The sequence below is a fragment of the Streptomyces sp. NPDC005438 genome (assembly GCF_040606315.1).
Classification (GTDB): Bacteria; Actinomycetota; Actinomycetes; order Streptomycetales; family Streptomycetaceae; genus Streptomyces.
The window spans coordinates 1-21,465 of sequence record NZ_JBEXEP010000011.1 but is presented as its reverse complement, the minus strand read 5'-3'; the positions used below and the strand labels follow the sequence as shown (position 1 = coordinate 21,465).

14 protein-coding genes are annotated in these 21,465 nt (G+C 73.2%); 9 read left to right on the top strand and 5 right to left on the bottom strand.

Annotated features, from left to right (window positions below; genetic code table 11):
* Window positions 1–114: 114 nt before the first annotated feature.
* The 3 genes from ABZT14_RS21545 to ABZT14_RS21535 all read left to right on the top strand — a co-directional run bounded on the left by ABZT14_RS21545 (window position 115) and on the right by ABZT14_RS21535 (window position 7,282).
* Entirely contained in the window at window positions 115–1,635 is a 1,521-nt protein-coding gene (locus ABZT14_RS21545; RefSeq protein WP_356305209.1) for a hypothetical protein, read from the top strand.
* A 132-nt stretch (window positions 1,636–1,767) separates the two neighbouring features.
* Entirely contained in the window at window positions 1,768–2,586 is an 819-nt protein-coding gene (locus tag ABZT14_RS21540; protein ID WP_356305461.1) for a hypothetical protein, read from the top strand.
* A gap of 46 nt (window positions 2,587–2,632) precedes the next feature.
* Window positions 2,633–7,282, top strand: coding sequence for a hypothetical protein (locus ABZT14_RS21535; protein WP_356305207.1), 4,650 nt, complete (start codon window positions 2,633–2,635; stop codon window positions 7,280–7,282).
* 81 nt (window positions 7,283–7,363) lie between these two features.
* Here ABZT14_RS21535 and ABZT14_RS21530 read toward each other — a convergent pair whose 3' ends face one another.
* Window positions 7,364–7,672: a hypothetical protein gene (locus tag ABZT14_RS21530; protein ID WP_356305205.1), complete on the bottom strand. Its 309-nt coding sequence runs from the start codon at window positions 7,670–7,672 to the stop codon at window positions 7,364–7,366.
* 248 nt (window positions 7,673–7,920) lie between these two features.
* On the opposite strand from ABZT14_RS21530, the gene ABZT14_RS21525 reads away from it, so the two are divergent.
* Genes ABZT14_RS21525 through ABZT14_RS21510 form a run of 4 tightly spaced genes read left to right on the top strand, consistent with a single transcriptional unit; the run spans window position 7,921 to window position 12,029 of the window.
* Complete coding sequence (locus ABZT14_RS21525; RefSeq protein ID WP_356305203.1) at window positions 7,921–10,602, top strand: nitrate- and nitrite sensing domain-containing protein; 2,682 nt, start codon at window positions 7,921–7,923, stop codon at window positions 10,600–10,602.
* Complete coding sequence (locus tag ABZT14_RS21520) at window positions 10,599–11,027, top strand: roadblock/LC7 domain-containing protein (RefSeq protein WP_356305201.1); 429 nt, start codon at window positions 10,599–10,601, stop codon at window positions 11,025–11,027. The genes ABZT14_RS21525 and ABZT14_RS21520 overlap by 4 nt, the downstream gene beginning before the upstream one ends.
* Before the next feature lie 11 nt (window positions 11,028–11,038).
* Entirely contained in the window at window positions 11,039–11,428 is a 390-nt protein-coding gene (locus tag ABZT14_RS21515; protein ID WP_356305199.1) for a DUF742 domain-containing protein, read from the top strand.
* Window positions 11,409–12,029, top strand: a complete 621-nt coding sequence (locus tag ABZT14_RS21510; RefSeq protein WP_356305197.1) for an ATP/GTP-binding protein — start codon at window positions 11,409–11,411, stop codon at window positions 12,027–12,029. The genes ABZT14_RS21515 and ABZT14_RS21510 overlap by 20 nt, the downstream gene beginning before the upstream one ends.
* Before the next feature lie 181 nt (window positions 12,030–12,210).
* On the opposite strand, the gene ABZT14_RS21505 is transcribed toward ABZT14_RS21510, so the two are convergent.
* Together ABZT14_RS21505 and ABZT14_RS21500 are read right to left on the bottom strand one after the other, a co-directional pair.
* Window positions 12,211–12,966, bottom strand: a complete 756-nt coding sequence (locus ABZT14_RS21505) for a M15 family metallopeptidase (protein WP_356305459.1) — start codon at window positions 12,964–12,966, stop codon at window positions 12,211–12,213.
* 217 nt (window positions 12,967–13,183) lie between these two features.
* Complete coding sequence (locus ABZT14_RS21500; protein ID WP_356305195.1) at window positions 13,184–15,517, bottom strand: glycoside hydrolase family 31 protein; 2,334 nt, start codon at window positions 15,515–15,517, stop codon at window positions 13,184–13,186.
* Window positions 15,518–15,785: 268 nt separating this feature from the next.
* On the opposite strand from ABZT14_RS21500, the gene ABZT14_RS21495 reads away from it, so the two are divergent.
* Together ABZT14_RS21495 and ABZT14_RS21490 are read left to right on the top strand one after the other, a co-directional pair.
* Window positions 15,786–17,783: an acetoacetate--CoA ligase gene (locus ABZT14_RS21495; RefSeq protein WP_356305193.1), complete on the top strand. Its 1,998-nt coding sequence runs from the start codon at window positions 15,786–15,788 to the stop codon at window positions 17,781–17,783.
* A 144-nt stretch (window positions 17,784–17,927) separates the two neighbouring features.
* Window positions 17,928–18,797: a hypothetical protein gene (locus tag ABZT14_RS21490; protein ID WP_356305191.1), complete on the top strand. Its 870-nt coding sequence runs from the start codon at window positions 17,928–17,930 to the stop codon at window positions 18,795–18,797.
* A 164-nt stretch (window positions 18,798–18,961) separates the two neighbouring features.
* Here ABZT14_RS21490 and ptsP read toward each other — a convergent pair whose 3' ends face one another.
* Window positions 18,962–20,632: a phosphoenolpyruvate--protein phosphotransferase gene (gene ptsP / locus ABZT14_RS21485; protein ID WP_356305189.1), complete on the bottom strand. Its 1,671-nt coding sequence runs from the start codon at window positions 20,630–20,632 to the stop codon at window positions 18,962–18,964.
* Between the two features lie 84 nt (window positions 20,633–20,716).
* Window positions 20,717–21,166 (bottom strand): PTS glucose transporter subunit IIA, encoded by a 450-nt coding sequence (locus ABZT14_RS21480; RefSeq protein ID WP_356305187.1) that lies wholly within the window; start codon window positions 21,164–21,166, stop codon window positions 20,717–20,719.
* Window positions 21,167–21,465: the final 299 nt, after the last annotated feature.

Genomic DNA, 21,465 nt, shown 5'->3' with positions numbered 1-21,465 from the left:
CCGCCCGGCCACGGAGTTGGACGGTACCCGTACCGGCACGACATCCCACCCCGTGCGGGGGACCGCCCCGTGCGGCGTCCGCCTCTGTCGGCGTGAGCGCCTAGTGTGTCCGTCGTGACTGCGCACCAGCTCGGAGGGGGCGCCGCCCCCCGTACTCCCGCACCCGGTCCGGCCGCCGACGAAGGTCTGGCCCGGCGGCTGCGCGCGCTCGCCTGCACCGCGCCGCTGCACGACCTGGACGTCCGCAAGGCCAACCTCGCCGGGGAGTACGGCGGTTACGCCATGGCCGAGGTCGCCCTGGCCGCCATCGACCTGGTCACCCTGCACATGGACTTCGACACCGGTGCCGACCACGACGAGATAGTGGCCCGGCTCATCCCCCGTATCGCCGCCCAGGCTCCCCACCGGCCCACCGAGGAGCACCGACGGGTGGCCCGCTGGGTGCTGGAGTCGCTGATCAACGTGGGCAGCGTCGACCGTGGCTTCCGCGCGGTGTACGGCACCTTCGACCCGGACGGCAGCTACGTCCGCCGCGACTACGACTTCAAGCTGATCGAGGAGGTCCCCGGACCCGGCGGCGGGGTGTATCTGCGCACCACCGACGAGGCGGTCAACGTGCTGGTCGGCGCCCTGGACACCGACGTCACCAGCGCCCAGATCGCCGCCGAGGTCAAACTGGAGGTGCTGATCAACCGGGGCCGGCTCGCGGACGCCCAACTCGCCGCCGAACAGGCCCGGTACCGCACCGTCCAGTACGCCGAGGCGCTGCGCCGCACCCTGGAGGCCACCCGACGGGACATCCGCGCCGTCGACTGGCTGCACACCGTCCCCGACATGATCACCGAGGCCCTCGACCACGTGGCCGACCGGTACCGCCACGAGAACGCCATCCTCACCAACATCCGCCGCGCCCGTGACGAGGCGGCGGCCGAACGCGGCCCCGACCACAAACGACGGGCCGCCGAACTCGTGGACATAGTGAAGGACTGCATCCGCCGCCACACCCAGTTGCAGTCCCGACTGCTGGAGGCCGGCCCGCTGTTCCGCGCCGAACAGGACCGCCAGGCGTTCACCGCCCCCAGCTCGCACCCCGGCCTCGACCTGTACGGACAACTGCTGTCCCCGGTGCTCGGCCTGCCCCTGGAGGACGCCCGACAGGTCACCGACGCCTACTTCGCCCGGGGCACCGGGCCCCGCGACCCGGGAGCGGTACGTCTGGGCGACCTGGTCGACCTGCTGCTCACCCCGCCCGCCCCCCGGGAACACCTCGGCGCCCAGATGCCGGAACCCGACCTGATCGCCACCCCCGACGACAGCCGGTTCAGCGAGGACCAACTGGCCGCCGCGCAGACCCTGTTGGCCCTCCCACCGGACGCGCCCCGCCGACTGTCGGGACTGCTGACCGAAGCCCGTCGACAGGACCCGGACCTGCCCTACCTGGTGGCCCTGATGGCCTTCCACTCGGCCAGCCCCCCGGTCGGCACCGCCTACCGCCAGGGCGAGGAACAGCTGCTGTTCGCCGTGGACGACGGCACCGCACTGGACGACCCCGAGTTCGGCGGCGCCGACCTGATCGTCGGCACCGCCCTGCTGGACGCGGTCGGCATGGCGGCCGAACGGGCGGAGGTGGCCTGACATGGCGGCGCCCACCCCAGCCAGTGACGCGGACCGAAACCGACACCCCGAGGAGCCCCAGCGGTGACCGAGCCCGAACAGTCCGCCGTAGCCGACGCCCCCACCCGGGAGCAGGCCCCCGAACGCGAGCCGGTGCCCACTCCCGCCGACACCGCCGACGCCGCCCGGCTGGTCGCGCTGGGCCTCCAGCCCAAGCTCCAGCCGGCCCGGGACGCGGAGTACGCCGAACTCCTGCGCCGCTACCGCGAGCACCCCGCCTTCGCCCGGCTCGCCGACGCCGTGGCCACCGGCCTGGGCCTGGTGGTGCTGGAGGTCTCCACCCGGGCCGGCATGGCCCTGGCCGCCGCCGAGGACTCGGTGTTCGCGGTCCGTATGGGGGAGTACGCCCGTCGGGCCAGCGCCGACTCCGCCGACCGCTTCCTGCACGGCCTGGCCCACCTGGCCGTCGCCGCCCTGGCGTTCCCCCGCCCCGAGGACCTCGCCGACGACGGCTACATCGGCCGGGTCAGCGTCAACGGCGTGGAGAGCTTCGTCCGCCAGGCCTGCCGACGACTGGAGGAGCGCGCCGAGGAGGCCGGCGAGAACACCGACCCCACCTCCGAGGCCCCCGGACTGGAGGCCGCCTGGCGGGTCTACCAACGCCGCAGCGCCACCGGAGCCACCAAGGACGCCCGCCGACTGGCCGGCTCCACCACCGGCATCGTCGCCAAGGCCGTCACCTTCCTCGCCGACTCCGGCTTCCTGCAACGCACCTCCGACGAGAGCGGCGGCACCTACCGCACCACCGCCCGGTACCAGCTCCAGGTCCGGGACATGGCCGGCAACGCCGCCATGGCCGAACTCCTCGACCTCGGCGTGGTGCCGGTCGCCGACGGCCAGGCGAGCCTGGTCGCCAACACCGACAGCGACGAGGAACTCGTCGCCGACGCCGGCCTGCCCTTCCACTCCTGAACCCCAGCAGCCCCCGAACCACCCCCTCTTCCCCGAGAGTCCACCCATGTACGAGCTGTCCCGCATCCGCCTCTACTCCATCGGCCCGGCCGGCGCCCGGTACGCCGACACCGTGCTGGACCTGCGCGGAGTCGGCGCCCTGGTGCCCGAACCGGCCCCCGTGCAGGCGGACTTCTTCGAGGAGGAGGACACCGGACCACCCCGACGCCCCGCCCCCGCCGGCGTGCTCTTCCTGGAGAACGGCGGCGGCAAGTCCGTCCTGCTGAAACTGATCTTCTCGGTGATGCTCCCCGGCCACCGCAACACCCTCGGCGGCGCCAGCTCCGGGGTGCTGCGCAAGTTCCTGCTCGCCGACGACTGCGGCCACGTCGCCCTGGAGTGGCAGCACACCCGCACCGGCGAGACCATCGTGGTCGGCAAGGTCAGCGAGTGGCGCGGTCGCCAGGTGTCCGGTGACCCGCGCAAGTTCACCGAGGCGTGGTACTCCTTCCGGCCCGGCCCCGGGATGAGCCTGGACTCGCTGCCGGTCGCCGAGTCCAACGCCGTACGCCCCACCACCGAGGGCGCCTCCGCCGCCACCGGGCGCCGACGCACCATGAAGGGCTTCCGCGACCTCCTCGTCGAGACCGGAAAGGCCTACCCCAACCTGGACGTGGCCTGGGAGGAGGTCCACGAACGCTGGAACGAACACCTCACCGCGCTCGGCCTGGACCCCGAACTCTTCCGCTACCAGAGGGAGATGAACGCCGACGAGGGCGAAGCCGCCGGACTCTTCGCGGTCCGCGACGACTCCGACTTCACCGACCTGCTGCTGCGCGCGGTCACCGACACCAGGGACACCGACGGCCTCGCCGACCTGGTCCACGGCTTCGCCCACAAACTCGGCCGCCGCGCCGAACTGACCGCCGAACGCGACTTCACCGCCGGCTCCCTGGACCTGCTGCAGAGGGTCAGCGAGACCGCCGAGCACCGCGACCAGACCCGCGCCGTCCACGCCTCCGCCGAGTCCCGCACCCGCTCCCTCGCCCAGTCCCTGGCCGCCCGCGCCCGACAGGAGCGCGGCCGGGTGGCCGAACTCGCCGAACGCGCCGACCAGGCCGGCGAAGCCGTCACCGCCGCCCAGACCGCACGCGACCGCTGCGCCCTGGTCGCCGCCGAACTCGCCTACCGCCACGCCTCCCTGGCCCTGACCGGCGCCGAGAAGGGAGCCGCCGCCCAGCGCAGGGAACTGACCGAGGCCCGCACCCTGCACAGCGCCTGGCAGGCCGCCGAAACGGTGCTCCAGCACCGTGCCGCCGCCGACCGGCGGGCCCGGGTGGGCGCCGCCATCCAGGAGGCCGAACGCGACGCGGCACCCGCCCTGGAAGCCCGTGAACAGGCCGCCGTACAACTGGTACGCGCCCTGCACCAGGCGGCCGGCCGGGCGGAGGAGGCGGCCAGCGAACAGGAGGCCCGCTCCGCGGAGTTGACCACCACCAGCGAGACCGCCCACCAGCACGCCACCGACGCGGCCACCGCGGCCCAGCGGGCCCGCAGCGAGGCCGACCACCTCCGCCAGCGACTGGACGAGGTGGAACACGAGGTCGCCGAGGCCGTCGCCGCCGGCTGGATCACCGAGTCCGACACCGACCCGGCGGGCGCGGCGATGGCCGCCAGCGACGCCGCCAGGCGCGCGGCAACCTCCTGGGAGGAGCACCGCGACACCGCCCGACGGCTGTCCGAGGCCGCCAACCGGGCCGCCACCGAACTGGCACAGGCCGAACTCGCCGCCGCCCGCGCCGAGGACGCCGCCGAACGCGCCCGCACCCGGGTCGAGGACGAGACCGCCACCGCCGAAGCCCTGGGCGCCGAGGAACGCCTCACCGAACTCCTCGGACTCGAAAGCCCCCAGCACGGCAAGGCCAGCCTGGACGCCACCCAACTCGACGCCAACGCCGAGCAGTTGCGGCAGCTGCTGGAGGACAACGTGGCCGCCGCCGAACGGCGGCTGTTCGACCTGCGTACGGCAGCGGCCGAGGACAACCGCATCCTGGGCGCCCTCGGCGAGGGCGGACTGCTGCCGCCCAGCGCCGACGTGCTGTCCACCGTGGAGTTCCTGGGCGAGAACGGCATCCCCGCACTACCGGGCTGGCGGTACCTGGCCCAGGCCGTGGACCCCACCGACCACGCCAGGGTGCTCGCCGCACGTCCCGAACTGGTCGACGGAGTGGTCGTCACCGACCCCGCCAGCTACGCCCGGGCCCGGGAGGCGCTCACCGACGCCGCGCTGCTGCCCCGCTCCACCGTCGCGGTGGGCACCGCCGGAGCGCTCACCGCCCCGGTGCCGGCCCCCGACAGCGGCCAGGACGGCGAGGTCTTCCTGGTCCCCCCGAACCCGGCGATGCACGACGAGCGCGCGGCCGACGAGGAACGGCGCCACCTGCGCGAGCGCGCCCTGGCCCGGGACGGCGAGATCCGCCGCCTGTCCGCCCGGCTCAACGAGGACCGGGCCCTGTCCGCCCGACTCGGCTCCTGGCGCGCCGGCTGCCCCGAGGGCCGGTTCGCCGAACTGCGCCAGGCCCACACCGAGGCCGAACAGCACCGGGAGCGCGCCGCCGAACGCCTGCGCACCGCCCGGGACGGCCACCTGGAGGCGACCACCGCCTCCGAGGAGGCCGCCCGCAGCCGCGACGCCCTCCAGGAACGCGCCCAGCACAGCCGCCGCGCGGCCGACGCGCTGACCGGGCTCGCCGCACGACTGCGCCAGCGCCCGGCCTGGCGCGGACGCCTACGGGAACTGGCCCAGGAAGCCGACACCTGCGAGGAACGGGCCGGACGCGAACTGGAGCGGGCCCGCGCCGCCGACCAGGACCGGCGGGAGGCCCAGCGCGCCGCCGACGACGCCCGCCGTACCGCCCGCGCCCTGCGGGTGGAGCGCGCCGAGGTCGCCGGCGTCTCCGACGAGGACGTGGCCGGCGCCCCGGACAGCGACAGCTCCCTGCCGGCACTGCGCGAGGCCTACCGCAGCGCCGTCCAGCTGTACGAGAGGGTTGGCGTCGGCGCCGACCTGCGCGCCGAACAGGCCCGCGCGGAGGGCGACGAGACCGCCGCCCTGGCCGCTCTGGACCGCCTGTCCAACCGGGTACGCACCCGCGCCGGGCAACTGCTGGAGGGCCCCGACGGGGCCGACGCCCCCTCCCGCCAGGCCGCCGCCGCCCGCGCCGAGGCCCTGGTGCAGACCCTGGAGGGCCGGGCCTCCACCGCCAGCGAGGAACTGGGACGACTGCGGGGCGAGGCCGAACGGCTCGCCCCCACCCAGGGCGAGCGGCACACCGAGCTGCCGCCCGAGAGGGAGCCGCGCGACACCGAGCACGCCCGGGAGCTGCTGCGGGCCGCCGAGGCCGAACTCGCCGAGTGCGCCGAGGTGGTGACCACCGCCCAGGCCGCCGACCAGGCGGTACGTCGGGACCACCTCGCCGCCCAGGACGCGGCCGAGGCCTTCGCCGAGACCGCCACCGCACTGCGCGACCTGCTGCGTGACCCCGCGCAGGAGGAGGACCCCGACGAGGCCGAGCCGTACCCGGGCTCACCGTCGGAGGCGCGCCAGCGCGCGGCCGAGTCCCGCCGCTCCCTGCGGGGCTGCGCCACCGACCTGGGCGCCGCCGAGGCGGCGGTACGGGAGGCCTGCGAGGTGCTGGTACGGCACGCCGGCTCGAACCGCTTCGAGCGGGTCACCACTCCCGCCCGCCAGCAGATCCGGGAGCTTCCGGCCTCCGCCCTGCCGGAGCACGCCGCCGCCTGGGCCCGGGCGTTCGCCCCCCGGCTGCGCGTACTGACCGACGAACTCGACCAGTTGGAGCGCAACCGGGACAGCATCGTGGACCGGCTGCGGGGGCTGGTGGAGGCGTCCCTGGCCACCCTGCGCTCGGCCCAGCGACTGTCCCGGCTGCCCGAGGGGCTGGGGGAGTGGTCGGGCCAGGAGTTCCTCCGTATCCGCTTCGACGACCCCGACCAGGCGACCCTCACCGAGCGGCTGGGCGAGGTGATCGACGAGGCCACCCAGGCGGCGGTCCGCAAGAACTCCGACCTGCGCAGGGACGGCATGACCCTGCTGCTGCGAGGGGTGCACGCCGCCCTGCGCCCCCGGGGCGTGAGCGTGGAGATCCTCAAGCCGGACGCGGTGCTGCGCGCCGAGCGGGTGCCGGTGGGACAGATGGGGGACGTGTTCTCCGGGGGCCAACTGCTGACCGCGGCCATCGCGCTGTACTGCACCATGGCCGCGCTGCGCAGCCACGACCGGGGACGGGACCAGGACCGGCACGCCGGCACCCTGTTCCTGGACAACCCCATCGGCCGGGCCAACGCCACCTACCTGCTGGAGCTGCAACGCGCGGTGGCCGACGCCCTGGGGGTCCAACTCCTGTACACCACCGGCCTGTTCGACACCACCGCGCTGGCGGAGTTCCCCCTGGTGATCCGGCTGCGCAATGACGCCGACCTCAGGGCCGGGCTGAAGTACATCAGCGTGGAGGAGCACCTGCGCCCGGGCCTGCCCCGGGACGAGGAGGAGTCCGCCGTCCACGGCCAGATCACGGCCACCCGGGTCTTCCGCCGACCCCAGGAGCCCGCCCCGGTGCCGCACCCCGCGAAGGCGCCGTCGGTGGAGTACGAGCGGGCCACCGCCTCGGGCACCCCGGGGGAGGACGGCCCGGGCTGAGCGGCGCTCACCCCGCGTAGGTCCTGGCGGCCGGCGCTTTTTGGCCAGCCGGGACACCGGGTCGCCCGACCGGGGTTCCGCTCAGCCGCCCCCGGCGGCACCGCCGGCTCGCTGGCGTCCCCGGCGACCCGGCCGCGCCACGCTGCTGGGCACCGACTCCACCCCGTGGCGCTGGATCCACACCTGACGGGTGACCCACACGTCCAGGACGCCCCAGGTGGAGACCACGGTGCCGCCGACGGTGGCCAGCACCATCGGGAAGGCGATCCACACCTCCGCCAGTGAGCACAGGACCGCGACCAGAAGGAGCACGAGGGTGACCGCGACGAGGATCACCGCGCGCACGGCGGCGGTGCGTATCGGATCCGCCAACCTGGGCTTGCTGTACATGACTTCTCCACCCTCCCTCCACCACAGTGTCCTCGGTGACCTACCGGATCTGTTGCCCTACCCCTCGGTTCGTTATCGCTTGTTGCGGCATCGTTAGGGCATCGGCGGACAAGTGGGGTGGAGGTTGCCGGTGAGGCTGGCGGGAATGCTCGGACATACCTACGAGTTGGGGCGCGGTCAGTAGTAGGCTCAACGCCGTTTGCTGTTGAAACACGCCCCTCCCCAAGGGGGTTGACCTAGGGAAGACCATGCGCTTTCGCGGGAAGTCGATCCGCCGGAAGATGGTGGCGCTGCTGATGGTGCCGCTGGTTTCCCTCATGTCCATCTGGGTCTTCGCCACGTACATCACGGCCAGCGACGCCAAGCGCCTGCTCGACGTGGTGGAGATCGACGAGAAGGTCGGCAGCCCCAGCGAGTTGGCGCTTCACTCGGTCGAGCGGGAACGCAGGTACACCCTGGTGTACCTCGCCGACCCCCGGCTCTCCGACGTCGAGCAGAAGATGCTGGCCGCCCGGAAGTCCACCGACAAGGCCATCCGACGCGTCCGCGACAACGCCGAGTCCGACGGGCTGCGCCCCCGACTCCAGGAGGACTCCCGCGAACTGCTGGACAAACAGCTCTCGCGCTACGAGGACATCGTGCAGGCCCGCGTCAAGGCCGACGCCGGCACCCTCACCCGCCCCAGCGCCTACCAGCAGTACAACGCGGTGGCCGACGCCACCTTCGACTTCCTCGCCTCCCTGGACGGCTTCACCGACCAGGGGCTGGTGCAGCACGCCCGTGCCCTGGTGGAGGTCGCCCGGGCCCGGGAGTACCTCGCCCGGGAGAACGCCCTGCTGTCCGCCGCCTTCGCGGACCGCGTCCTGACCAAGGCCGACCACCGCGCCATCGCGGACCGGATCTCCGAGCGCTCCTACATCTACGACACCGTCTTCCAGTCCCTGCCGCCCGAAGAGGGCCGCGTCTACAGCGAGTTCTGGAACAGCGGCGACGCCCACACCCTGCGCTCCTACGAGGACGCCATCGTCGACCACGGCCCCGGACGGGCCAACGCGGCGGTCAACGCCAAGCGTTGGGAGGCCACCTCCTCCACGGTGCTCAGCGACCTGGAGGAGATGACCCACCAGGCGTACGACCGCTTCCGCGAGCGCGCCGAACCCGAGGGCCGCAACGTCTTCCTGATCGCCGGAGGCGCCACCGTCCTCGGCTTCCTGGCGGTACTGCTGTCGGTGATCATCTCCCTGCGCATCGGCCGGAGCCTGGTGCGCGACCTCAACACCCTCCGCAAGGAGGCCAACGAGTCCGCCGGCGTCCGACTGCCCAGCGTGATGCGCCGCCTGGGCGCCGGCGAGGAGGTCGACGTCGAGACCGAGGCGCCCCGCCTGGACTACGGCCCCGACGAGATGGGACAGGTCGGCCAGGCCCTCAACACCCTCCAACGGGCCGCGGTGGAAGCCGCCGTGAAGCAGGCCGAGATGCGGCGCGGGGTCTCCGAGGTGTTCGTCAACCTCGCCCGACGTAGCCAGGTGCTGCTGCACCGTCAGCTGACCCTGCTGGACACCATGGAGCGGCGCACCGAGAACCCGGACGAGTTGGCCGACCTGTTCGCCCTGGACCACCTCACCACCCGTATGCGACGGCACGCCGAGGGCCTGGTGATCCTCTCCGGCGCCGCGCCCTCCCGCCAGTGGCGCAAGCCCGTCCAGCTGATGGACGTGGTGCGCGCGGCCGTGTCCGAGGTGGAGGACTACGAGCGCATCGAGGTCCGGCGACTGCCCCGGCTCGCCGTCGATGGGCCGGCCGTGGGCGACCTGACCCACCTGATCGCCGAACTGCTGGAGAACGCCACGGTGTTCTCGCCCCCGCACACCGCCGTACAGGTGCTGGGGGAGCGGGTGGCCAACGGCTACCTGCTGGAGATCCACGACCGGGGCCTGGGGATGCCCCCGGAGATGCTGCTCGACGCCAACCTGCGGCTCGCCGAGACCTCCGAGTTCGAGCTGTCCGACACCGACCGGCTAGGTCTGTTCGTGGTCTCCCGGCTGGCAAACCGACAGGGCGTACGGGTCTCCCTCCAGCCCTCGCCGTACGGCGGCACCACCGCCGTGGTCCTCATCCCCGGCACCCTGCTCACCGAGACGCCGGGCATCGAGGGCGACTCCCGGTCGGACGTCCTGGAAGCGGGCGAAACACCGCCCGGCCCCAGGGCGCTGCTCTCCGGGCGCTCCGGCCGTACCCGCGCCGCCCGCCCCAGCACCCCGCACGGCGGCCTGGACGGACCGGTGGAACTGGAGCCACCACGGGAGGCGAACGACCCGGCTCCGCGCGAGGACTCGCTGTTCCGCCCGTCCCCCGAGCACCCGCCCCTGCCGGCCCGTGGCCCCCAGCGCGCCCAGCACGAGGTGGAGCAACCGCCGACACCGCCGGGCCACCAGGGGCCGGCCCCCCTGCCCCGACGGCGACCGCACCGCTCCCCGACCCTGGTGTCCGACCACGGGCGGCCGGTGGAGCCGGAGCGCGACGGTTCGCAGGAGACCCGGGAGCGTGAGCGCTCCGAGGAGGCACCCCGGCGACCGCAGCAGGTGCCCTCACCCCGCCCGTACGTGGTGCCGACACCCACGAGGGAGGAGTCCTCCGACTCCCGGGAGGAGAACCGCCCCGCCGAACCTCCCACGACGGGAGGCACGGTCGGCGGCTTGCCGCGACGCGTTCGTCAGGCCAGTCTGGCGCCCCAACTGCGTACCGAAGGGCCTCCGTCCCCGCGTACGAGCGGTGAGGAGCAGCGTGCGGACGAGCGGGACGCCGAAGAGGTACGTGACCGTATGGCCGCGCTGCAACGAGGATGGCAGCGCGGACGCCAGCACAACGCCTCGCCCCGCGAGGACACCTCAAGGAACCCAGGAACCACACCGGAGGGGAACGGTCCATGACCACACCGAACGCAGGCCGCCATCTCAAGGGCGCACACCACCTCAACTGGCTGCTGGACGAGCTGGTGGGTCGCGTCGGCAGCATCCGCAAGGCCCTGGTGCTGTCCGGGGACGGCCTCGCCCGGGGCACCTCCGAGGGGCTGAGCCGGGAGGACGGCGAACACCTGGCGGCGGTCGCCTCCGGCTTCCACAGCCTGGCCAAGGGAGTGGGCCGCCACTTCGAGGCGGGCTCGGTCCGGCAGACGGTGGTCGAACTCGACGACGCCTTCCTGTTCGTGACCGCCGCCGGCGACGGCAGCTGTCTCGCGGTGCTCGCCGAGTCCGACGCCGACGTCGGCCAGATCGCCTACGAGATGACCCTGCTGGTCAAGCGGGTCGGCGCCCACCTGGCCACCGCACCACGTCTCGACGCCCCGCAGCACTGACGGGACGCGCGATGACCGAGCGATGGTTCGACGACGCGGCCGGACCGGTGGTGCGTCCGTACGCCATGACGCGGGGCCGCACCCGCGCCAGCGCCGACGACCACGTGCTGGACCTGATAGCGCTGATCATCGCCACCCCCCGGACCCCGTTGCCGGGGGAGGAACCCACCGACCGCTCACTGTCCCCGGAACAGCTGGACATCCTGGGATGGTGCGCGGAGACCCCGCGTTCGGTGGCTGAACTGGCCTCCGACCTCGACCTGCCGGTGGGGGTGGTACGGGTGCTGATCGGCGACCTGATCGACGCCGGACTGGTACGCGTCAGCCGCCCCGTACCGGCGGCCGAACTGCCGGACGAGAACATCCTCCGAGAGGTGATCAATGGTCTTCGGGCGCTCTGAACGACGTGCTCGGGCGAACCAGCCCCCCACTGACCCCGTCACCCTGAAGATCCTGGTGGCCGGGGGGTTCGGGGTGGGCAAGACCACCCTGGTCGGCGCGGTCAGCGAGATCAAGCCGCTGCGCACCGAGGAGACCCTCACCGAGGCCAGCCGCAGCGTGGACGACACCGAGGGGGTGGAGGCCAAGACCACCACCACGGTGGCGATGGACTTCGGCCGGATCACCCTCAGCGAGACCCTGGTGCTGTACCTGTTCGGCACCCCCGGGCAGGACCGTTTCTGGTTCCTGTGGGACGAGTTGGCCCAGGGAGCGCTGGGTGCCGTGGTGCTGGTCGACACCCGTCGGCTGGAGGACAGCTTCTCCGCCATCGACTACTTCGAGCGCCGGGGCATCCCCTTCGTGGTGGCCGTCAACCGCTTCGACGGAGCCGAGGACTACCCCACCGAGACGGTGCGCCAGGCCCTGGACCTGGACCAGCGGACCCCTCTGCTGGTGTGCGACGCGCGGGAGTTGGGCTCCGCCAAGAACGTGCTGATCTCCGTGGTGGAGCACGCCATGCTGGCCGCCAACGAGCAGAGGTCCTCCGCCCCGGTCAGCTGAACCCGACGGGTCACCCCGGCCCCCCGTGTCCCGAAACCACGGCGGGCGCTTCACAGCCGTGTCACGCGCGCAAAGCCACCGGCCCTCCGCGCGTCCCCACAGGGGAGACGGCACGGGGCCGACGGGGGTGGCGCCGTGCCGTCTCGTCCAGCGGTGAGTCGGTCAGCCGGTCAGTGGCCGGTCAGTGGTGGCTCAGGGACCGACGGCTGACGGGGAAGTCGAAGTAGGTGTCGGGGAAGGTCTCCTTCTCCAGGGTGAAGTGCCACCACTCCTCCGGCAGGTTGCCGAAGCCCACCCTCTCCAGACCGTTCTTCAACAGCAGGCGGTTCGCCCGCTGCTTGCCCTTGATCCTGGGGTCCAGGGTGTGGGACAGGGTGTCGAAGCAGTCGAAGCCGGTGCCCATGTCCAGGGAGTTGTCCGGGAAGCGCTCGTGCTTCGGGGCGAAGCAGGACTTCAACGGCTCCCCGGGGACGTACGGCCGGGTGGGCTTGGCGGGCAGCCGCACCAGGGTCAGGTCCACGGTGGAACCCCGGCTGTGCCCGGACTTCTCCGCGATGTAACCGTCCTCGAACAGCCGGTTCTTCTCCACCCTGGGGTAGAACTCGGCCTTCATCCGCTCGTCGTCCAGATCCTCGGCCCACCGTACGAAGTGGTCCACGGCCCGCTGCGGGCGGTAGCAGTCGTACACCTTGAGGCTGTAGCCCTTCCGCAGGAACGACCGCTGTGCCTTGTGCAGGGCACGGGCGGTGTCGCGGGTGACGATGCACAGCGGCTCGCGGTACCCGTCCACCGGTTCACCGACGAAGTTGTGCGGGGTGGGGTAGCGGATCTCGTGCAGGATCGTGGGGTCCACCGACCGCAGCGACACGAACTCCCTGGGCGCCTTCTCCTTGGGCGCCTTGTGCGGGGTGGCGGCCTGGGAGCCGGAGGCGCCCATCAGTACCCCGGTCAGCGAGAGGGTCAGCGCGGCGGCTGCGGCGCCGGCCCGGTGCAGTCTCAGTCGAAAACGCATGTGCACGCTCTACCAGCACTTTCGGGCTGAGGGAAGTGGCCGGGCCCAACCGGCGACACCGAACCCACCCTCGGCCACCGGGGGCCACACGCCACCCGTACCGCCGGGCCGGCCAGGGGAACCCCCGGGCGTCCCGGTGCCCTCACTCCTCCGGCAACCCCCGGGCGCGCACCGGGCGTTGCACCGGGGAGCCGTCCTCCCGGGTGACCAGCGGGCCCCGCCCGTCCGGTGCCCACAGTGACACGTACCGCTCCATCTCGACGCGTTCCCTGGTGCCGTCGGTGACCGGGGCGTACCACCCGCCGCCGCGCTGCCCCGGTTCGGGAGCCCACACCTCCAGCTCCACCCCCTCCGCGCCCCGTACCGGCAGCACCGCCCCCGCCCGGGCGAGCACCGGTATCCGGGACAGCGGGGCCGCCAACTCCACCTCGCCCGGCCCCCGGTGGGCCAGGCCGGTGGCCGTGTCGTACCACAGGCCCTTCGGCAGCCGTACCGTCCGCCGTCGGACCCCCGGCTCGCACACCGGCGCCACCAACAGGTCGTCACCCAGCAGGAAGGCGTCCCCCACCTCCCACAGCGCCCGGTCCCCGGGATACCGCCACCACAGGGGCCGCACATAGGGGGCACCGGTCCGCAGCGCCAACTGGGCCAGCGTCTCCCAGAAGGGCAGCAGCCGTTCCCGCTGCCGCAACGCCTCCCGCACCCCCTCGGTCACCTCCGCGCCGAAGGCCCACGGCACCCTGGCGCCCGCGCCCCGGCCCGCGTAGGTGCGCAACAGGGGCTGCCAGGCGCCCAGTTGGAACCAGCGCAGATACAGCTCGGCCGGTACCGCGCCCCACACCCCACCCACGTCCGGCCCGGAGTACGGCACCCCGCACAGCCCCAGCGACAGGGTCCAGGACACCGAGGCCCGCAACCCCTCCCAACCGCTGCCCGTCCCGCCCCCGAACACCCCGCCGTACCGTTGCGAGCCGGCCCAGCCGGACCGGGACAGTACGAACGGCCGCTGGTCCGGCCGCTGGTGCAGCAGCCCCTCGAAGGCCGCCCGGGCCAGGTTGAGGGCGTAGACGTTGTGCACCTCGCGGTGGTCACCGCCCCGACCCTCCACGTGATGCCGGGCGGACCCCGGCAGGGTGGGGTCGCCGAAGGCCACGAAGGAGGTGGGCTCGTCGCGGTGCTGCCACACCCCCGCGAACCCGTCGGCCAGCCGCTCCGCGCACAGCTCCCCCCACCACTTGCGCACCCTCGGATCGGTCACGTCCGGGTACACCGCCTCGCCCGACCACCCCAGCCCCCGCACCAGCCGCCCCCGCCCGTCCCGTACGAAGGCCCCGGCCGCCACCCCCTCCCGGTACCGCTCACCGCCACCCCGGGTCGGCACCCCCGGCTCCACCACCGACATCAGCCGTATCCCCCGGTCCGCCAACTCCCCGGTCACCGCCGACAGTCGGGGCCGTGGCCGCCCACCACCCGGCTCCAGATGGTCCAGGTCCAAGTGCACCGCCGTCAGCGGCAACCCCCGCTCCCCGAACTCCTCCACCACCTCCGACAGCCGCTCGGGGTCCCCCAACCCCCACGCGCCGTGCTGGTATCCGAACGCCCAGGAGGGAGGCAACGCCGGCCCACCCGTCAACTGCGCCCAGGACCTCGCCACCCGTGCCGGGGTGCCCACCAGGACCCAGTACCGCACCGGCCCGCCGGACATCCGCAGGGTGCCGCGCGCCGGCTGGTCATGCCCCGACCCCGCCCCCTCCGCGCCCCGTCGCAGCGACCAGCCGCCCTCCGCGCTGTTGTCGTGGAACACCAGGTGCGCGCCCGCCCCGGACACCACCCACTGCACCGGCATGGTCACCGGACGCCGCTGGAGGTCGGGCTGCAACGGCGTCGGACTGGAGTTCCACAGCCGGTACGCACCGGACGGCAGGCCCGGCCCCACCCCACTGCCACCCAGGCCGAACACCCTTGCCTCAGCCGGCAGTTCCGCCAGCTGACTCCAGCGCGCCACCCCCGGCGCCCCGTCCGGCCGCTCCCACCACCGGGGCGGCCACTCACGCCGCAACACCCGGCCCCCCGGCGTACACACCTCCACCACCCCCCGGCGCGAGACCGTCACCAGCACCCGGCGGGACACCACCCGCCAGCCCCCGTCCATGTCCGGCTCCAGCTGAGCCCGCTCGTCGGCGGCCGGACAGCACACCAGGGCGTACGAGGGCTCCGGCTCCGCACCGTCCCAGCCACAGAACACCGCGCCCTGGACCGTCACCCGCACCCGCAGACGGGACCGCGCGAAACGCACCAGCCCACCGCCCGGCAACGGCTCGACCGACACCAGCTCACCCGGCGTCCTGGCCCGCTCCCCACCCGAGGACACCGCACGGGCGTCCAGCGACCGCCGACGCCACGCCACCCCCACCGAGCGCAACGCGCGGGTCACCCCCACCACTCTTGTCGACCGCGCCAGGTCCCGGGCATCCATGCTGCTCAGCCTGCCACCGCTGGACCGCGAAGTGGATGTTGTTCAGCATCCGTTCACGGATCGGACGCCCTCCTGACGCCCGGCGACCGCCACCCCCGCCGACAGCCACCATCCCCGACCGCCACATGCCCACGACCAGGAAGGTGTGGCGTCCGCCCTGGTGCGGATGTCGATCACATGGCATCGTCCCTGCCGAGCCGGCACGTCTCCGTGCGCCCACGGGGCGGGTCGCCGAGGAGCAGGACCGCACACCCGGGAGAGCCGTTTCATGACCGAAGCCAGCCACGGACCGCAACCCCTGTGGGAGCCCAGCGGCGACCGGATCGCGGGGACCCAGCTGACCCGCTTCCACGACTGGGCGGCCCGCCACCACGGCGCCCCGGCCCCCCGGCCCGGTGACCCCCACGGCTCCTACGGGGACCTGCACCGCTGGTCGGTCGAGGAACTGTCGGACTTCTGGACCGCCGTCGTGGAGTGGTTCGACGTCGACTTCACCACCCCGTACGAGCGGGTGCTCGGCAGCCGTGAGATGCCCGGCGCCCAGTGGTTCACCCAGGCCACCCTCAACTACGCCCAGCACGCCCTGCGCGCCGGCGAGGACCCCCAGCGGGCCCAGCAGCCCGCGCTGCTCCAGATCGACGAGGACCAGCGCCCCCAGACCGTGAGCTGGGCCGAGCTGCGCCGCCAGGTGGGCTCGCTCGCCCAGGAACTGCGCCGGCTGGGCGTGCGCCCCGGCGACCGGGTCAGCGGCTACGTCCCCAACACCACCGAAGCCGCCGTCGCCCTGCTGGCCACGGCCGCCGTGGGCGGGGTGTGGACCTCCTGCGCCCCCGACTTCGGCGCCCGTAGCGTCCTCGACCGCTTCCAGCAGGTCGAGCCCGTCGTCCTGTTCGCCGTCGACGGCTACCGCTACGGCGGCAAGGAGCACGACCGCCGCGAGGTCGTCGCCGAGCTGCGCCGCGAACTGCCCACCCTGCGCGCGGTGGTCAACATCCCGCTGCTGGGCCACGAGCCCCCGGCGGACACCCTCGACTGGGACACCCTCACCCGCCACGACGTACAGCCGGTCTTCGAGCAGGTGCCCTTCGACCACCCGTTGTGGGTGCTGTACTCCTCCGGCACCACCGGACTGCCCAAGGCCCTGGTCCAGTCCCAGGGCGGCATCGTCGTCGAACACCTCAAGCAGCTCGGCCTGCACTGCGACATCGGCCCCCGCGACCGCTTCTTCTGGTACACCTCCACCGGCTGGATGATGTGGAACTTCCTGCTCTCCGGCCTCCTGGTGGGCTCCACGATCATCCTCTACGACGGCTCCCCGGGCTTCCCCGCCGTCGACGCCCAGTGGCAGATCGCCGAACGCACCGGAGCCACCGTCTTCGGCACCTCCGCCGCCTACGTCATGGCCTGCCGCAAGGCCGAGGCCCACCCCGGCCGCGACTTCGACCTCAGCCAGGTCAAGTGCGTCGCCACCACCGGTTCCCCGCTGCCCCCCGACGGCTTCCGCTGGATCCACGACGAGGTCGCCGAGGACATGTGGATCGCCTCCGTCAGCGGCGGCACCGACGTCTGCTCCTGCTTCGCCGGAGCCGTCCCCACCCTCCCGGTGTACATCGGCGAACTCCAGGCCCCCGCCCTGGCCGTCGACCTCCAGGCCTGGGACGTCCAGGGCCGCCCGGTCGTCGACGAGGTCGGCGAACTGATCGTCACCAACCCCATGCCGTCCATGCCCATCCACTTCTGGAACGACCCCGACGGCAGCCGCTACCACGACAGCTACTTCGAGATGTTCCCCGGAGCCTGGCGCCACGGCGACTGGATCACCCTCACCAGCCGGGGCACCGTGGTCATCCACGGCCGCTCCGACTCCACCCTCAACCGCCAGGGTGTCCGCATGGGCTCCGCCGACATCTACGAGGCGGTCGAACGGCTCCCCGAGATCCGGGAGTCCCTGGTCATCGGCGTCGAACTGCCCGACGGCGGCTACTGGATGCCGCTGTTCGTCCACCTCGCCGAGGGCGCCACCCTGGACGACGCGCTACGCGACCGCATCAAGACCACCATCCGCTCCAGCCTCTCGCCCCGCCACGTACCGGACGAGGTCGTCGAGGTCGCCGGCGTACCCCACACCCTCACCGGCAAGCGGCTGGAGGTCCCGGTCAAGCGCCTGCTTCAGGGCACCTCCCTGGAGAAGGCGGTCAACCCCGGCTCGGTCGACAACGTCGAACTCCTCCGCTTCTACGAGGATCTGGCCCAGCGACGCCCCTGAGCCAAGGCACCCACGGTGCCCCACGGACCACCTATGGTGACCCCGGCGCCACGGCGACTGTCAGACCCCCGCACTAGGTTCGGCCCCGGAACCGATCGCCGCTCAGGCCACCGTCCTGGGCACAGCGCGCACCCGGGGGTACCGATGGACCACGCCCAACCACCCGACGTCCCCGAGCGACCCACCCGCCACCGGCGAGGGCGCTCGGGGACGCCCGCCCCGCTGCGCGGCACCCCCTGCACGGTGGCCGTCGCCCTGGACCCGGCCAGCCTCGCCGCCCTCCAGGGCACCAGCCCCTCCGACCAGCCCGCCCGGCGGTACGCCCGCTACCTCCACCACCTGCGCCGCCAACTCGACCACCTGCGCCGACAGGGGCTCCACCTCCACCTCGCCCCCTTCGACCTCCACTACCACCGCCACCACTGCCGGGGGCACCGACTGCCACCCCACCACCCCGACAGCCACCTGCGGTCCACCCTCGCCCGGGCCACCGAAGGCGCCACGGCTCCCTACACCGGAACCCTCCCGACCGCCCTGGCCCGACTGCGCCGGGGCACCCCGGACACGGCGAAGCACGCCGCCACCGCACTGGCCGGTGAACTCCTCGCCACCGCCCTGTGGGCCGCCGGCCCCGGCCCGCACCACCTGGTCTGCTGGGTGGAGTCACCCGAGGGCGACCGTGCCGAGGCGCTCACCGTGGAGGACGACGCCCCGCCACCGGACGACGACCAGGAGGTCCGCGCCCTGTGCGAGGCCCTGGCCCAGGTGCTGCTGCGCCGTGGGCCCGGTGCCCTGATGCTGCGCTCCGGCCCCGACGGCCGGGAGCGGGTACGCGGCTGGGTCGGCGAACGGGGAGGGCTGCGCCCCCTGACGGCCGCCGAGATCTTCGCCGCCTACTGCACCGACCCCGACACCGGCGAACCCCTGCCCCCCGAGCACGGCGTGCGGTACGTCTCGGCCTACCCCCTCCACCCCTCGGACGGGTTCCCCACACCCCCGACCGATCCGCCGTAGCCCACGGCCACCGGAGGCGGGGGAGTGGCATCCCACCTCCGGTGGCCGGGCGACAAGCGGGTGCGGCCACCCCGGGGGCTTCGCCCTTCTGGGAGCGGCGAAGCGAGCACCCCACGCGGAGCCTCACCGGACCGAGCTGGGGGATCCCACCTGGTTCCGCCAGGTCACTCGCTGGACAACACCGCCTGGGCGGCGGCCCGTGCCCCCTCCGCGCTGTCGGCTGCCCGCGCCGCCGAGGCCGCCCGCTCGCACTGGGCCAGGGTGTGCTTGGCCAGGGTGGACCGTACGTAGGGGATGGCCGAGGGACCCATGGACAGGCTGGTGACGCCCAGGCCCGCCAGCACACACGCCAGGGTCGGGTCGGACGCGGCCTCCCCGCACACCCCGCAGCTCTTGCCCTCGGCCTTCGCCCCCTCCGCCGACAGCGCCACCAGGTCCAGCAGCGCCGGCTGCCAGGGGTCCTGGAGCCGGGATACGGCCCCCACCTGCCGGTCGGCCGCGAAGGTGTACTGCGCCAGGTCGTTGGTGCCCAACGACAGGAACTCCACCTCCTGCAACAGCGACCGGGCCCGCAGCGCCGCCGCCGGTACCTCCACCATCACCCCGAACTTGGCCCGCAGGCCCGCCTCCCGGCAGGCGTCGGCGAAGGCCCGGGCCTCACCCCGGTCCGCGACCATCGGCGCCATCACCTCCAGGTACACCGACAACCCCTCCGCCGCGCGGGCCAACGCCGTCAGCTGACCGGACAGCACCTCCGGGTGCTCCAGCAGCGCCCGCAACCCCCGCACACCCAGCGCGGGGTTGGGCTCCTCCACCGGGTTGAGGAAGTCCAGCGGCTTGTCCGCCCCCGCGTCCAGCACCCGTACGACCACCCGCCCCTCGGGGAAGGCCTCCAGCACCTCCCGGTAGACCTCTACCTGCCGCTCCAGCGAGGGCACCCGGGCACTGTCCTCCAGGAACAGGAACTCGGTACGGAACAACCCCACACCCTCAGCGCCCGCCTCCACGGCCGCCGCGACATCCCCCGGCCCGCCGATGTTGGCGAGCAGGGGCACCTTGTGTCCGTCCGCGGTGGCACCGGGCCCGACCGCGGAGGCCGCGGCGGCTCGCCGCTCCTCGGCCAGCTTCCGCAGGGCGCTGCGTTCCTCCTCGTCGGGCTCGACGATGATCTCGCCGGTACTCCCGTCCACCGCGACGATGGTGCCCTCCTCCAAGCCCCGCACCCCGGGCAGCGCGACCACCGCCGGCACCCCCAGGGCGCGGGCCAGGATGGCGCTGTGGCTGGTGGGCCCGCCCTCCTCGGTGACGAAACCGAGGACCAGCGTGGGGTCGAGCAGCGCGGTGTCGGCCGGAGCCAGGTCACGCGCGATCAGGACGAAGGGCTCGTCGCTGTCCGGCACCCCCGGCATCGGCACCCCGGTCAACCGCGCGATGGCCCGGTTGCGGACGTCGTCCAGGTCGGCCACGCGTCCGGCGAAGTAGTCCCCGGCCCCGGCCAGCAAGGCGCGGTACGCGGAGAAGGCGTCGTACACCGCCCGCTCCGCCGTGCTGCCGTCGTCGATACGGCGGTCCATGTCCGCGAGTACCTCGGGGTCCTCGGCCATCATCGCCTGCGCCTCCAGCACGGCCTGGGCGTCGCCCCCCGCCAGCTGGCCTCTTGCGTTGAGGTCGGCGGCCACGGCGTCCATCGCCCGACGGGCCCGCTCCCGTTCCTGAGGGGCCTCCGTCTCCCGCGTCTCGCGCGGAGGCGGTTCGAGTACGGCAGCCCCCATGTGCCGCACCTCTCCGATGGCCACTCCGTGGCTCACACCGACGCCGCGAAGGCTTGTCTCCATGTCACCTGTCTCCGGTCCGAAAGTGACGGCCTGGTGCCGTCGGGAAAACTCCTGTGCGGGGCTTGGCCGCGCCGGTACGTCGCGTCAACGCCAGAGGAACAGCGCGTCCCCACTGGCCGTGGGGCCCGACTCCCGCACCTCGGTCACCGCGTCCGGGCTGGCGTCCAGCGCGATCACCGGGCAGAGGGGGGACTTGCCCGCCGCCTCGACCACGGTGGGGTCCCACCGCAGTACGAGGTCGCCTCTGTGTACCCGGTCACCCTTGGACACCACGGGCTCGAACCCCTGTCCGTTCAGCTGCACGGTGTCGATACCCAGATGTGTGAGTACCGCGTGGCCGTCGTCGTCAACGACCACGAACGCGTGTGGGTGCAGCGTCACGACCAGCCCGTCCACGGGGGCCGACACCTCGCCGGCTTGCCGTCGCGGGTCGATGGCCGTCCCCGGTCCCACCATGGCGTCGGAGAACACCGGGTCCGGTACGACCGCCAACCCCACCACCTCGCCGGCCACGGGTGAGGTCACTGTGGTCATGGGCAACCTCCTGTCCACCGACAGTGCGACCGAGGGCACGGCACCACCTCACGGTGTAGGCCATGATGCCCCGCAAAGCCTGTGCCCAGTCCGTGACCCAGTGTGTCCGATCTGGGGGCGTCTGCTGAGCATCCCGACCGAGTTTGGTGGTGGTGGGGTGCTGGTGTAGTGTCCTCCGGGTCGCCGACGGGGCTGTGATCTTGTTGGTGGCGTTTTTGTCGCTGTTCGGCGGCGTTTACTGTTCTTGCTTGTCCCTCTTTCTGGTGGGGCCGTGTTCGGTGTGTCTGGATGCGGTTGTG